Origin of the sequence: Pseudobutyrivibrio ruminis AD2017 (genome assembly GCF_000424305.1) — a bacterium.
Classification (GTDB): domain Bacteria; phylum Bacillota; class Clostridia; order Lachnospirales; family Lachnospiraceae; genus Pseudobutyrivibrio; species Pseudobutyrivibrio ruminis_B.
Genome location: NZ_AUJQ01000010.1, coordinates 26,654 through 40,118, shown reverse-complemented (window position 1 = coordinate 40,118; position 13,465 = coordinate 26,654). Strand labels below are relative to the sequence as shown.

The 13,465-nt window shown below is 38.3% G+C and carries 16 protein-coding genes; 2 read left to right on the top strand and 14 right to left on the bottom strand.

The features are described from left to right. Positions 1-38: 38 nt before the first annotated feature. The 3 genes from G611_RS0108470 to G611_RS0108460 all read right to left on the bottom strand — a co-directional run bounded on the left by G611_RS0108470 (position 39) and on the right by G611_RS0108460 (position 1,999). Positions 39-587: a GNAT family N-acetyltransferase gene (locus G611_RS0108470; protein WP_028243254.1), complete on the bottom strand. Its 549-nt coding sequence runs from the start codon at positions 585-587 to the stop codon at positions 39-41. A gap of 64 nt (positions 588-651) precedes the next feature. Then, positions 652-1,428 carry a methyltransferase gene (locus G611_RS0108465; RefSeq protein ID WP_028243253.1) on the bottom strand — a complete coding sequence of 259 codons (777 nt, stop codon included), beginning with the start codon at positions 1,426-1,428 and terminating at the stop codon, positions 652-654. 217 nt (positions 1,429-1,645) lie between these two features. Next, complete coding sequence (locus G611_RS0108460) at positions 1,646-1,999, bottom strand: arsenate reductase family protein (protein ID WP_028243252.1); 354 nt, start codon at positions 1,997-1,999, stop codon at positions 1,646-1,648. A 157-nt stretch (positions 2,000-2,156) separates the two neighbouring features. Between G611_RS0108460 and G611_RS14415 the strand changes: the two genes are divergently transcribed. Both G611_RS14415 and pgeF read left to right on the top strand, forming a co-directional pair. Further along, positions 2,157-2,774, top strand: a complete 618-nt coding sequence (locus G611_RS14415; protein WP_051195174.1) for an HAD family hydrolase — start codon at positions 2,157-2,159, stop codon at positions 2,772-2,774. A gap of 15 nt (positions 2,775-2,789) precedes the next feature. Continuing rightward, positions 2,790-3,611 carry a peptidoglycan editing factor PgeF gene (gene pgeF / locus G611_RS0108450; RefSeq protein ID WP_028243251.1) on the top strand — a complete coding sequence of 274 codons (822 nt, stop codon included), beginning with the start codon at positions 2,790-2,792 and terminating at the stop codon, positions 3,609-3,611. Between the two features lie 612 nt (positions 3,612-4,223). On the opposite strand, the gene G611_RS0108445 is transcribed toward pgeF, so the two are convergent. The 11 genes from G611_RS0108445 to G611_RS0108390 all read right to left on the bottom strand — a co-directional run bounded on the left by G611_RS0108445 (position 4,224) and on the right by G611_RS0108390 (position 12,948). Beyond that, positions 4,224-5,009, bottom strand: coding sequence for a class I SAM-dependent methyltransferase (locus G611_RS0108445; protein ID WP_028243250.1), 786 nt, complete (start codon positions 5,007-5,009; stop codon positions 4,224-4,226). A 12-nt stretch (positions 5,010-5,021) separates the two neighbouring features. After that, positions 5,022-6,203, bottom strand: a complete 1,182-nt coding sequence (locus G611_RS0108440; protein WP_028243249.1) for a MerR family transcriptional regulator — start codon at positions 6,201-6,203, stop codon at positions 5,022-5,024. 78 nt (positions 6,204-6,281) lie between these two features. Further along, a complete protein-coding gene (locus G611_RS14410) occupies positions 6,282-6,788 on the bottom strand; it encodes an AI-2E family transporter (protein WP_028243248.1) in 507 nt (168 codons plus the stop codon). Beyond that, positions 6,769-7,398, bottom strand: a complete 630-nt coding sequence (locus G611_RS0108430) for a methylated-DNA--[protein]-cysteine S-methyltransferase (RefSeq protein WP_028243247.1) — start codon at positions 7,396-7,398, stop codon at positions 6,769-6,771. The genes G611_RS14410 and G611_RS0108430 overlap by 20 nt, the downstream gene beginning before the upstream one ends. Before the next feature lie 11 nt (positions 7,399-7,409). Next, complete coding sequence (locus tag G611_RS0108425; protein ID WP_036948763.1) at positions 7,410-8,090, bottom strand: methyltransferase family protein; 681 nt, start codon at positions 8,088-8,090, stop codon at positions 7,410-7,412. 39 nt (positions 8,091-8,129) lie between these two features. Beyond that, on the bottom strand, positions 8,130-9,008 hold the full coding sequence (locus G611_RS0108420) for an SPL family radical SAM protein (protein WP_028243245.1): 879 nt from the start codon (positions 9,006-9,008) through the stop codon (positions 8,130-8,132). Continuing rightward, positions 9,009-9,494: a GNAT family N-acetyltransferase gene (locus G611_RS0108415; protein ID WP_036948802.1), complete on the bottom strand. Its 486-nt coding sequence runs from the start codon at positions 9,492-9,494 to the stop codon at positions 9,009-9,011. Positions 9,495-9,882: 388 nt separating this feature from the next. Further along, complete coding sequence (locus tag G611_RS14405; RefSeq protein ID WP_051195173.1) at positions 9,883-10,695, bottom strand: hypothetical protein; 813 nt, start codon at positions 10,693-10,695, stop codon at positions 9,883-9,885. A gap of 65 nt (positions 10,696-10,760) precedes the next feature. After that, entirely contained in the window at positions 10,761-11,414 is a 654-nt protein-coding gene (locus G611_RS0108400) for a dihydrofolate reductase family protein (protein ID WP_036948796.1), read from the bottom strand. Positions 11,415-11,526: 112 nt separating this feature from the next. After that, a complete protein-coding gene (locus G611_RS0108395) occupies positions 11,527-12,009 on the bottom strand; it encodes a GNAT family N-acetyltransferase (RefSeq protein ID WP_028243241.1) in 483 nt (160 codons plus the stop codon). Between the two features lie 141 nt (positions 12,010-12,150). Further along, positions 12,151-12,948 carry a hypothetical protein gene (locus G611_RS0108390; RefSeq protein ID WP_155942273.1) on the bottom strand — a complete coding sequence of 266 codons (798 nt, stop codon included), beginning with the start codon at positions 12,946-12,948 and terminating at the stop codon, positions 12,151-12,153. Positions 12,949-13,465 lie beyond the last annotated feature (517 nt).

The following is a 13,465-nucleotide window of genomic DNA, read 5'->3' as shown; positions in this document are numbered from 1 at the left end:
CTACTTACTTTAAAATTGGGCTTTGCTAGCCCTACAGATTAGTTGTTAAGCTGTTCCCAATCCTCTTTTGTCATAAGATTTACCACATTTGTCCTAATCTCATCTAAGAGTGGCACCTTTACATTTTCATCTGTTCTATTATACTTGAATCCAAGCTTTTCTTGAACACGTTTTGACTTTTCATTTCCTTCAAAATATCCACACCAAACCTTTGAAACATTCAAATCCTCAAAGGCTCTTTTTAAGAGAAGTGCGCAGGCCTCAGGCATAATGCCCTGCCCCCAGTAAGGCTTTCCCAGCCAATAACCTAGCTCGCACTCATCCTTATTTTCATAATGAAACGTCAAATCAGCGGTGCCGATTGGCTCCCCTGTCTTCTTTAAGCAAATGGCATAATTTTCAGGATTCGTAAATACGTTATTTATCACGTTGATGCTTTCTTCTATTGTCTTATGAGCAGGCCATCCGCAAGGACTTCCAACCTCTTTTTCTTTTGCCATGCTAAATAAAACCTCCGCATCATCCTCTCTCCAATGGCGAAAGCCTAATCTTTCTGTCTCAAATAAATAGCTTGTTTTTGTGCTCACGTCGTCATCCTCCTGCTCGTAAATATGTTAAACAATGGGCAGGTGCTTGTGTACACCTGCCCTATTACAATCGTCTTTTCTTTGCAACAATAAGATATCTGTGAATGGTTCCTTCTACAAAGCCATCTCTGTCGATTATTTCCTGCATTTTTAAAAGCTTATCAAAGCATTTTTCAACAGAGAACCCTGGGAACTCCCACTCAATGATGTGAGCGAACCACACAAATGCTCCTATATCGTAAAAACGAATTGGTCTGTAAACCTCTTCAGCTCTTAAGATTTCAAATCCCTCGTCCTGGAATTTCTTCTGCTGGATAGCAAGCTCTAATTCTGGAAATGGCTTTGGAAAATCTGGAAGTACCATTTCAACAAGGTCTCTATCATTATTTGCTCCTACCTGCTCAGTTATGAACAAGCCTCCTTGGCGTAGCAGGCGACCTGCTTCCTTTGCATCAAAATCACCATGTCGATTGATAAGCATATCAAAGTATTCATCTGCAAATGGAACATTTTTAGCATCATCGCAAGCCCTAAAATCTATTCCAAGAGGAAGTAATGTCTCCTTGCAGAGCTCTACATTTGGTGGATATCCTTCTGTTGCTGCTGTATTTTCGTATGGGTGCTTCAGTGAAAGTAGAAACTCGCCGCCACCTGTGTCAAAGTCCATAAGTTGTATGTTGTCAGTCAAGTTTTCTCTGATAATGGCCTCATAGTCCCAAGGCAAATCCTCTTCCTCCTCATATCTGCCATGGATATGAGAAAAATCCCATCCGTGAATATGGGCAATTTTCTCCTCAGCTTCCCATTCTTTTCTTAATTCATTTATTCTATTTGTGTTCATATCTGCTCCTTTTCAAATACTTTTTAGTCGTTTCCCATTTTTATATTTGTAGGCGCAGTTATTTGACAGCAATTATAATCCTAATTAACCTCGGTACAACCTGCTGTCAGCATTATAACTGCACCGAGTAATTGTCTCGTTTTTTCATTATTACCTCACTTTGTCGGTTTTGAGTTTTAATGATTATAACCAAAACTATAACTATAAGCAATACTAATTATTTAAGATTTTCCTGCCAATCAGCTTCCTTAAAGCCCAACAATACAAAGCTGTCTCCTATGACAAGTGGGCGCTTTACAAGCATTCCATCTGAAGCTAATAGATTCAGCTGCTCATCCTCGCTCATATCAGGAAGCTTCTTTGAAAGCTCCATCCCTCTGTAAAGCTGACCGCTTGTATTAAAGAATTTCTTAAGAGGTTGACCACTCTTTTCATAAGCTGACTTTATAGTAGCTTTGTCTGGGTTGCTCCCCTTAATATCTATGAGCTCATATTTGATTTTATTATCATCAAGCCACTTCAGTGCCTTTTTGCAGGTTGTGCATCTTTCGTAACAATAAACTTTAATCATAATCCTTGCCCTCCTAATAGCTTTAGTATACTAAACCTTATAATTGTTGCATAGCATTAAACAGAACTCTTCCATTGCATTTGTTTTTCCCAGCTGATTTTGCTAGACTTACAAATGGATTTTCTAAAAATAATCCCATAAGAAAAGAGGTTACGAAATGATTAAAACTATTATTTTTGATATTGGTGGAGTTCTCATTGGCTATGACTGGACTGCCTATATGATGAAGGAGTTCAATGGCGATGAAAAGCTGGTTGAAAGAATAAAAGAAAACGTATTTGGAAATCACAAGTGGGATGAGGTTGACAGAGGTGTTTTAACTAACGATGAATTGCTTGCATCCTTCACAAAAGATGCTCCCGACATTAAGAATGAAATCACTCATTTCTGGGAGACCTGCGGCAATGCTTTGTGGCAGTTTGATTTTACAAAAGACTGGATTAAGGAGCTTAAGGCTCGCGGCTATCAGGTGCTCTTCCTTTCGAACTGGTCATATCATCTTAAGGAGCAGGCGGCAAAGCAGCTGGATTTCTTGCCATTATTAGATGGTGGTGTATTCTCCTGCGAGGAAAAGCTTATCAAGCCTGACCATGCCATCTACCAGCGCATTTTAGAAAAGTACAATTTAAATCCTAGCGAGTGTGTATTTATCGATGATTCTGAGCGAAATGTCATCGGTGCTAGAGAATGCGGCCTCTACGCCGTACATGCCAAGGACAGAAACCATGATATTGCAGTTGCAGGATTAGAAGAACTTTTACAACAGGAAGCTTAGGGAGCAATAGTACTTATGAATTTAGAGACTCGAAATAATGTATCTTTTTTAACTTTTAATTCATTTAAGACTGCTGGGGTTAAGCACGGCTTTTCCACTAGAATCGGCGGTGTTAGTGAAGGCGTGTTTGACTCGCTAAATCTTGGCTTTAACCGCGGCGATTCAGATGAGAACGTGCGCGAAAACTATCACAGAATTGCCTCTGCCCTTGATATTAATTATGAGCGCATGTGTCTGTCAAAGCAGACTCACACTACAAACGTAATCATTGTGGATGAGAAGGATGCTGGAAATGGATTAACCAAGCCTTTACCATACGATGATGTGGACGGATTAATCACAAATGTAAAAGACATGCCACTAGTTACCTTTTATGCTGACTGCGTTCCCCTATTCTTCTATGATCCTGTACAGGAAGTGGTGGCCTTGTCCCATTCAGGATGGCGTGGTACTGTAGGAAAAATCGGAAAAGTAACCATTGAAAAAATGCACGAAGCATTCGGCTGCGAGCCTTCTGATATTTTATGTGGAATTGCACCTAGTATCTGCAAGGATTGCTATGAAGTTAGTGCTGATGTGGCTGAAGAATTTATAAAAGCCTTTGGCGAATCTCATAAGTCAGAGCTGCTTCGCCCATCCATCTTTAATCCAGACGACAAAGACAAATATATGCTGGATTTGTGGGCAGCCTGCCGCTTAGTATTCCTAGAGGCTTGCATACCAGATGAACATATCGAAATTACGGATTACTGCACCCGCTGCAATCCTAAACTTTTCTATTCTCATAGGATTATGGGTGCTAATAGAGGAGGCCTGGCTGCGTTTATATCTTTATAAATATCGATTATACCTAATCTATGGTATATTTCTATTAATTAAGATTAGGCTAAAGAACATCTTTCAAGTCATTATGCATCCCTAATAGGCATTTTATGTTTTTGGGATGCATGAAAAAATTCTCATTTTGAAGTCATGCATCCCATATGCACTTTTTTCTATTTTGGGATGCATGAATTTCATTGTTTTGGCAATTTTCCTGCTAATTATTCACTAAGTAACAGCACTAAATAATTAACAATGCATCCCATAAAGCACAATTGCCAATTTGGGATGCATTTACCATTTGTACAATGCATCCCTAAAACAATGTTTTCTCAAATGGGATGCATAGTTAAAATTTTATAATCATCCCCAAATTACATTTCCTACATTTGGGATGCATTTGTTAATTATTATACCCCAGCTTATTAGTGGAAATTCGTACACTACATATACATTGCGAATTCAATATCTCTGCTGCTATATTCATCAAACTCAGGCATATGAAGTGATTTAAAGCAGGCTCTCCATTAACATCTTTAAGTAAAGCAGTGTTTTTATAAAACAATTACAAAATCACTGTATGTAGTCTTCTTATCCAAACTAACTCCTTCCATATTTCTACTATTCTCAGCTAGCAATGAACATGCCATATTCCTTAGGCAAGTCCACCACCCCATCTATTGCGTGATACTTTATTATCTCCCTTATTTTTTCAAGCGGAACTTCATTTAGCATCTTCAGTGATGACAGGCTGCTTAGATATGTTACCAAATCATCAATGTCTGTTATGTGAAGAGAGTCATCGTATAATCTTGCCTCTATATCTGAGAAAACAGTTTGCAGCTTACTCTTTCCATTTTGCATAGTGAAATTATAGTTAGGCGTGAAAGATTCCCCTCCTAGCTTAAACCACTTGGCAATTTCCTCCATAAAATTATTCTCTCCTAGTGTGGCGCAGTAGAATCTCCCGTCACCCTTAAGAACTCTGCGCACCTCACTGAGTCCTTTACCTAAATCTGGAACATGATAGAGCATGGAATTGGCAATTATTATGTCAAAGGAGCCATCCTCAAATGGTAAATCCTGAATATCTGCAAGCTGATATTTTACGTTACTTGACTTGCCAAGATTGGCTTCGGCAGTTTCAAGCATCCCCTGTAATAAATCTGTCAGGACCAGACTATCAAGCTCTGCTATTATATCGTCATGCCCTATCCAAAGGCTTCCTGTGCCACATCCAATCTCTAAAACCTTCATTCCTTTGCTAAAATCAAAATTAGAAAAAATCCAATTACCGTATCCCAGCTTATTGGTAGAATACTTGTCGTGAAAGGATATCCTTGTATCCAAACCCGCTGATGTTTTGTACTGCTCTTTCACTGCGGCAGCATCATTTGAACTCCCTATCTGCATAACATCCCCCTATTATTTGAAACAATGATAAAACACACTATCCATATCCACAGTAACTGGTCCATCCTTAAGAACTACTCTATCAAAGTATTCCTCGATTTTATTCCTGTTATCTTCTAGATACCTTTTCCCTTCCGGATATTTCTTAAGCATTCTATCGAAGAGGGCCTCAGCACTTTCAAATATGAGCGGACCTGGCAATGATATTTTTTCAAATCTCTCAAAATGCTCTGAGAGAAGTGCCTCAAACTCTACATCCATCTGTCTTCTCTCTGCGCGCTTTTTCAAAGCAAACTGCTTATCTACCCCCACTTCATCTAATACCTTTTCCCAGTAATCATATTCTTTTGCAGCTTCGCCATAGTGATTAACCGAAAACATCCCACCTTTTGCAAGAACCTGAGCCACATTTGCGATAAAAGTCTTTTCATCATTTAGATACGATAAAAGGTAATGAGCAATAATCTTAGAATACTTCTTTGCCTTAATCTTTTCCCAAGTCTCGCTCTTTTCAAGGTTGCTAAAAATCACTTGAATATCAGACCCTTTTGGAAGTGAAGCTCGATTTTCATTAAGATATTCATATAAATCATCAGCCCAATTTCCATGTATGTCGTAGCCTTCAACGCTGAAATTTGAAGGGATGCGCTTCCAATTCTTTCTCCACAAAAGACCATAGCTACAGCCAAGATCAAGGACCGTATCCGATTCCTTGAAAGACATAGAATTGAAAATTTTCTCGTACCACTCTATTCCGTCAGCAGCGTGATCTGCGGCATACCATCTGCGTTCGTCTGCGCCTTGGCTCATTTCCATCTTCTTGATAATGTCCGCGATATCATCCCAGTCAGGATTCTCGTCTAATCTGGCAAGTGCAGATTTGATACACCCAGCTGATTTTTCAAGCTCATATATTTTCTGATTCATCATTTCAAGCTGATTTTCAAGTATCTCCTTGATGGAACTCAAATCATCATTTTCCAGATTAGTCTTAATCTCTTCCAAACTAAATCCAATGTGCTTGAGTGCTATGATTTTTTCTAAAATAATAAGTGAGCTCTTGTCATAAAGCTTGTAATTTCCTTCGGAAATATCAACAGGCTTTAGAAGTCCTTTCTCATCGTATATACGAAGTGCCTTAGGTGATACCCCTGCCTGCTTTGCAATTTCTCCTGATGTCATTTTTTCTTTCATAATGCCCTCCATTTCTTAAGTGTTTTCTTGTTGAGTCTTATGTTAAGGGCTGCCCCAAGGGCAAGGTCAACACCTTTTTTAATCTTTCTTGAAATCTTCCTTATGTTTGTATGGCAAGTAAACATTTTTTATCAAATATTTCACTATTGCAACTACAGGTACCACAAAAATGATTCCTAAAACACCAAACACTCCGCCACCGACAATCATAGCAATCAGCATCCATACGCCTGAGATTCCAAAGCTATCTCCAAATAGTTTTGGCTTAATAATAAGGCCATCGATTGTTTGGAGGACAACTGTAAATGTCAACAGCCACAGCGCCTGCTTAATATCATAAAAGGCTAGAACCACACCACCAATTATTGCACCAATAACAGGTCCTACACTTGGAATCAGATTTGTAATTCCCATCAAAATAGAAATCCCTATCTTCCATGGCATTTCCATATAGAGCATAAAAAGATAGTTTACAACTCCAATAATGATGCCATCGATGATGGAGTATTTTAAATACTTTATGATAATCCCGATAATATTTTTTATATGTGTAATAAATTTTTCCTTATTCGATTTCCATTCCATATTTAGTCAAATCTACCTTCCCGTTTTCAACAACGATTCCATCAGCTTCCAACAGCTCCTTCTGGGCCCAGGCGCCGCCAAACACGTACTCGCCAGCAAGCTCGCCTTTAGAATTTACCACTCGATAGCAAGGAATGTTTTCAAAATCGGGATTCTTGTGAAGGGCATTTCCTACAGCACGGCTCATTTTAGGATTGCCCGCCATAGTGGCCACCTGACCGTAGGTAGCAACCTTTCCCTGAGGAATGTGTTTCACTGCTTCGTATATACGTTTTGTAGGAGAATCTGTCACCAAATCATAGCTTTCTGCAATCATACGTTTCACATCCTCATCTGGGATGCTACCGTCCAAAATCACAGTGTTCCAATGCTCCTTGTTCTGGTGATAACCAGGAATTACGGCTTCGTAGGTGCGTCTCCAGAAATCACGCCACTCCGGGTCACATTTCAGATTTAGACAAATCTGCCCATCCTTTTCGTAGGACCAAAGGAAAGCCTTTTTGCTGGGCTTCACCCTAATCAGCTGCCAGTTTGGATCGTGAAATGGCGCCTCCTGATAGGTATATGGAAATGTAAGACCGTAGCTTAACGCTTCTTCTCTAGTTTTCATTAATCCCCCTTTTACCACACAAATGGAATAATCCTATATTTTACCTTCTCTTTGTACAGCTTGTATCCATCAAGCCCCTCTTCTAGGACCTTTTCCTCATTTCTAATGCGCTTTGCAATTATTGGAATATATAAGAGCATTATCAGAAATGAAACAATAGAGCCGAGAATAATTGGCATAGAAAGGAACAAAAAAATTGTTGCCATATACATAGGATGGCGCACGATTCCATAAAGCCCTGTGTCTACCACCTTTTGGCCTTCCTGCACTTCTATTGTTCTTGAAAGATATTCATTTTCCCTAAGCACCTCAGCGTACAGCACATACGCAATTAGGAAAAACACTGTGCCTACAATCGTTACCCAAGCTGGTAGCACAATCCAAGCGAATCTGAAATTTAAACCTGCCACTACAAATGAAGCTAAAAACATCAGTCCGCTGAACAAAACCACCTCTTTTTGCTCCATCTGCTCTTCCTTTGCGTTTAATCGCTTTCGCAAAAGAGAAGGATTTTTCTTCATCAATATAAGCCCCGCCACAAACATAGGGATAAAAAGTACTCCCATAAAAAGCCAAGCCTGCCAAAATGCAAAGCTTCCTGCCGCTGGAAATAGCAATAATCCTACTAATATTACGCCTGCGAAAAATTTAATTAGTGCTGAACAAAAAAGCTTCTGCGTATTTATTTCCATTTTATCCCTCCAATGATTGCCAACTAACTCCTCATTTGATTATAGCAAATCCAGCGTCAGCTGTTCATATCTCTCAGGCAAATCATTCATAAATCTGAAGCAATCATTAGGCTTATAAAGGATGTTATGAGCTTTACAGGTATCCTCAAAAAGTCGCATAAGCTTTGAATTATTAGGGCTAGGTACATTATATGAGTTGTCATAAGTTTTAATGTATTTTTCTTTTAGTCCTGGAAAATTTTTATCCAATGCCTCATAAAAATATTCCCTGTCACCTTCCCTCAGGGTCACGCCCATATCAAAACATATAATGCCCTTCACACCCACTCGGATGCATTCTTCAAGTATCGCATTTACGTTTTCTTCTGTATCGTTTATAAAAGGAAGAATTGGTGTCAGCCAAACCACTGTAGGAATACCATGTTTTTGCATCTCCTCTAGCACCTGTATTCTGCGCTTTGTGTTGCAGACATTTGGTTCTATAATAGCGCACAAGTCATCGTCGTAAGTGGTCAATGTCATCTGCACTACAGCCTTGGCCTTCTGATTGATTTCATCCAGCAAATCAATATCTCTAAGAATCCTGTCCGACTTGGTCTGAATAGCGATGCCAAATTCATATCTTGAAATGATTTCTAAGCACTGTCTTGTAAGCTTTAGCTGCTCTTCACAGGGCATATACGGGTCAGACATGGAGCCTGTGCCAATCATACATTTCTTTCTTTTGGATTTAAGGGCGGCTTCCAAAAGCTCTGGGGCATTGCTCTTCACCTCAATATCCTCAAAGGCATGGGTAAACTGATAGCATTTGCTTCTGCTATCACAATAAATGCAGCCGTGGGTGCAGCCACGATATATGTTCATGCCGCATCGGCCATTATTTGAAGTTAATATCCCCTTCGCATTTACGAAATGCATTTACCCCTCCATTTTCTTTATGTACAGTGGCATATCATACTCATCTTTTCCATTCTCTATAAATCCAAGAGATTTCCAGAATCGTACCGAATCTTCTTTCGTACTGTTGATTTCATAGTAAACCGCACCATCCTGCTTTGTATATTGCTCCAAAGCTTTAAAACATTCATGGCCCAATCCCTTATTTCTGAATTCCGGGAACACCCAAAAATCCAGAATAAAACACTTACCATCTTCACTTGAATATGTGTTATATTGTGCGGCACCTATCTTCTTTTCTTCACTCACAAAGTAAATCATATGATGCTTATCAACAGCTCGCTCCATATGTTCCTTTATGATTCCACGATATTCTTCTCCTGAAAAATAATCTATGTCTTCTTCGTCACTTATGATGTCGTCATCAACGAGATACTTAATATGGATTTTCCAAAAATCATCTATCTTGCTGACCGGTATTTCTTCAATACGTATTTTATCACTCATTTGCATGTCTCCTCCCAATATTTCTCCTTTAATTCCGTTTCAAAGTCATCCCTCTGAGCATTTTTTTACTTTTGGGATGCATGAAAAATTTTTTATTTTTTCGCTATGCATCCCATTTGCACTTTTTATGCTTTTGGGTTGCATACATTTCATGTATTTATCAAGAAAGTTTCTGATTTCCCCTCTACAAAACCACTTAAGCACCGCAGGAATCATCCCTATTAGCTTTTTTTCGCATATGGGATGCATCTACTAATTCGACTATGCATCCCAAACAAGGTTTTTAAACAAATGGGTTGCATTCCTAAAATATCACAATCATCCTGAAACTTAAAAAACCTCATTTAGGTTGCATTTTAACAAAATCAAACTAATCCTAGATACATTTTCAATGTTCTCGGCTTTTCACAAACTCGTATACCTTTTCTGACCATCCCCATATGTCCGTACAATCATTGTCTAAATAAAATGTCCTACTCTCCAAATCATATGGAATGATTGCTTCAAACACTGCTCTTTCAGCCGATGAAATAATAATAGTATCAATCCAATCAGACAATTTTACTTCTTCCTTAATCTTTAGTGGTAATACGCCCTCAAATGTTGCATTTGGATGTTTTACAATTTCATCATACCGAAAGAAAAATCTTACTCCTGGTGTAAAGTATGTGCTTAAATCTTCTTCTGTAGGAAAATGTTTCAGCTTCCTCTCCATAACCAATCGGTCCCCGGCCTGACAGTTTCCCCATGCAAACATTACATAATCAAAATAATCTTCTGGGTCATTTGCTGCATTACTGCTTTCTGCTTTTAATACCGATGCCGAAACACCTCTCCATTTGGTAGGTGCTTGTAAAGCCCCACATTCAAAAATCTTTACAGCATTTTCAATAGGTGCCGTATGGCAAACGAAATCCGTCATACATCCTTTATACCTTGGGCAGGCTACACATTCTGTAATCTTTTTTGGAACTGCTACACGCTCGCCCGCCTCGTAAATTGACCTATAATTATCAATAGCTCTGACTATGGAATCAGTTGCTTCTATAGTGCACTCCCTGCCATTCCTTTGCTCATAACTTTCAAAATCCAATATGGTTTGAATTTCCCATTCTGTAATATAAGGGTAGTTGGCGAGCTTTTTGTAAAAGACACCATCCCAACACTCAGTACAATCAAATTCTCCTATGTTAATCAACATTTAAAACCTCAATTTTTCTACTGGCTTGTTTGTTCTAACCAATAATGTCCTTGTGTTTTTCAACCTCATGAAACCACCTTATATCTAAGCCTAATATATGAATTTTTAAGCACATCGCATCCAATGAAACTTAACACACCCAATTTATCAAGTTCATCTTCTTTTACTATAGAACTTCCATCTATCAGTGTAGATGTCTCTTTTCCACCAATCAGTACTGGCGCTACAACAATATCAACATAATCAAACAGTTTTTGGCGAAGGAACATTCCATTAACAGTTCCTCCACTTTGGATTGTAATTCGCTCACATCCATATTTTTCTCTAAGTTCTATCAGCGCATCTTCAAGAGATAATGAGTCCTGATAGATGATTTGAAGGTTCTCTTCGCTGACATCGAAAGCCGGATGATCCTTATTTGTTGTTATCAATACAAACTCTTTTGACTTCGCGCAAAAATACTTTACCCCATGTTCTGTCAAATGATTGTTATCTAATAGCACAAATGAAACAGGTGTCTTCTCAGGCATGGACTTTTCATTAACCCCCATTTTCGCCTGAACCCTTCCTGTATTAAATGACCATAAATCAGTTGTCTGCTCTATCTCATAATACTGAGGCAGTCCCTCTTTCAAGCCTGTGATGTTAGGAAAGTCCTTATCCACATCTAAATCATCAGATGCCCCCGGACTAATCTTGCCATCAACCGACATTAGCATAAACAAAGTAGTAATTGGCCTACCCTCCAAAACATTTTTCTCCTTTCTTCAAATCCATTCTGCTGCTAACTCATATCTTGCGTTTTAATAAGCCCACTATCCCTGATATCCATTACAATTCCATCTCATAGCAAAGCATTGGCTGCTCATATATCTCGCACTCGCCAACCTTGTTAAATGGAAAGGCAGCATAACATTTAAGTGCTTTTAAATTATGTCTATTTACCAAGAAATGCAGGCTTTTGTAGCTTCTGTCTTTAAGCTCTTCCAAGCCTTTTTCTATCATTTCTTTTGCTAAGCCCTTACTTTGACAATCAGGGCTAACTGCAAGACGTGAAAGTTCTCCGCCAGGTTGTAATTCAGATGTCCAACACTTTAAATTATTAATCTCTTCATCGTCATCAACAGATATTGCAGCAATTATCTTGCCCTCTTCTCGCATTACAAGTAACGCATCTCTAGATAAATCAAAATCGATTGTTTCCATTGAAGGATAGTCTTCATTCCATGGGCAATATTTTCTACCCAGCTGGGATTTATATAGTTTAAGAATTTCGTCTTTGTCTTTTGTTGTAGCTTTTTCGATTACTCGCATATAGTTTTCCCTTTCAATAAACTCTCCGCCTGTCCTAACGACATTCTAACAAATAGCACCTATCTAAACAACAAAAGTATTATGTTGTCCACCAATATTATGCTTCCTCCGATTTAAAATAAAAAAGCTGTAGCATCAAAACTACAGCAAAAACTCTTTTATTTTTTCTTCAACTAGCTTTACATCAATTGGTGAATCAGCCGACTCCATAGTCGTAATCAGATCTCTACCAAGTATGTAACCATTTTTCTCATAATCCTGTACCTTCTTAAAGTTCTTCGTAGCATACTCTATATCTGAAACAATTCCTAGGTGTTCCCAATAAATTGTCTTACGTGTCCTAACATTAAGGGCTACAAAATCAGGATATATGGTGTTATATCCTAATTCAAGCATAGGCTCGTATTGATATGGTACATTATACTTTGACAATGCATCGGCAATAATCTTCTCTGATTTAGAACGAACCATCTCACCTTTGTTTGCACGATATATTCCTTCTTCTGGATATGAATTCTGCTGGCCTGGATGTTGTTCTAACCAATTTTGAATATACACATCAATTGGCTCTATTATAGGAACTACCAAACTCCTTCTCGCCGCAGACAATTTCTCATATAAATCATCAATCTCGGCTATATCATAATTTGCAATAAATTTACTTAGTTTCTTTCTTAATTCAACTAATTTCTTATCTACTGCGATAGCATAATCCCTCTGAATCAATCTATTAACAAGCTTTGCTTTTGCAAAGCCAGCATATTCTCGCTTCCCAGTTTCTTTATCTACCAAATAATATTGATGACTGCCACGCGCAGTAGATGCTTTTACTCCAAACTCTGGTAGATTCTTTAGTTTTGCCAGGTTCTTCCCATTTTCTTTTATCAAACCATCCAGTTCTTTCAACTGAGCCTCTAGCTCTTTCCTATAATTTCTCAATATTTCCTTTAATTCCTTTCTAAAATCATCCCTATCAGCGTTTTTTGTTTTTTGGGATGATTGAAAAATATTTTATTTTCTCACTATGCATCCCATATGCACTTTTTGTGCTTTTGGGATGCATGTTTTTCAAGTGTTTACCAGAAAAACCTCTTATCCCCCCTCTACAACATTGCTCAAGTATCGCAGAAATCATCCCAATTAGCACGTTTTTCCAAATGGGATGATTCAGCTTATTCGGCTATACATCCCAAATATGTTTTTCCTGCGAATGGGATGCATACTTAAAATCTTAGAATCATCCCTCAGTAGAAAAAATCCCCTTTGGGTTGCATTAATCAAAAAAACACACCAGAAAAATAAAAAATCACAATGGGATAACTATGGCGAAATGAACTACCCTGCCATAAAGTGATAAAAATAGATTATTTTTCATTACTCAGATGATAATATAACGTTCGACGTGGCATTTGTCAACTAGAAAATTTCCTAACTAAAAAACAATATACTCCCCCAC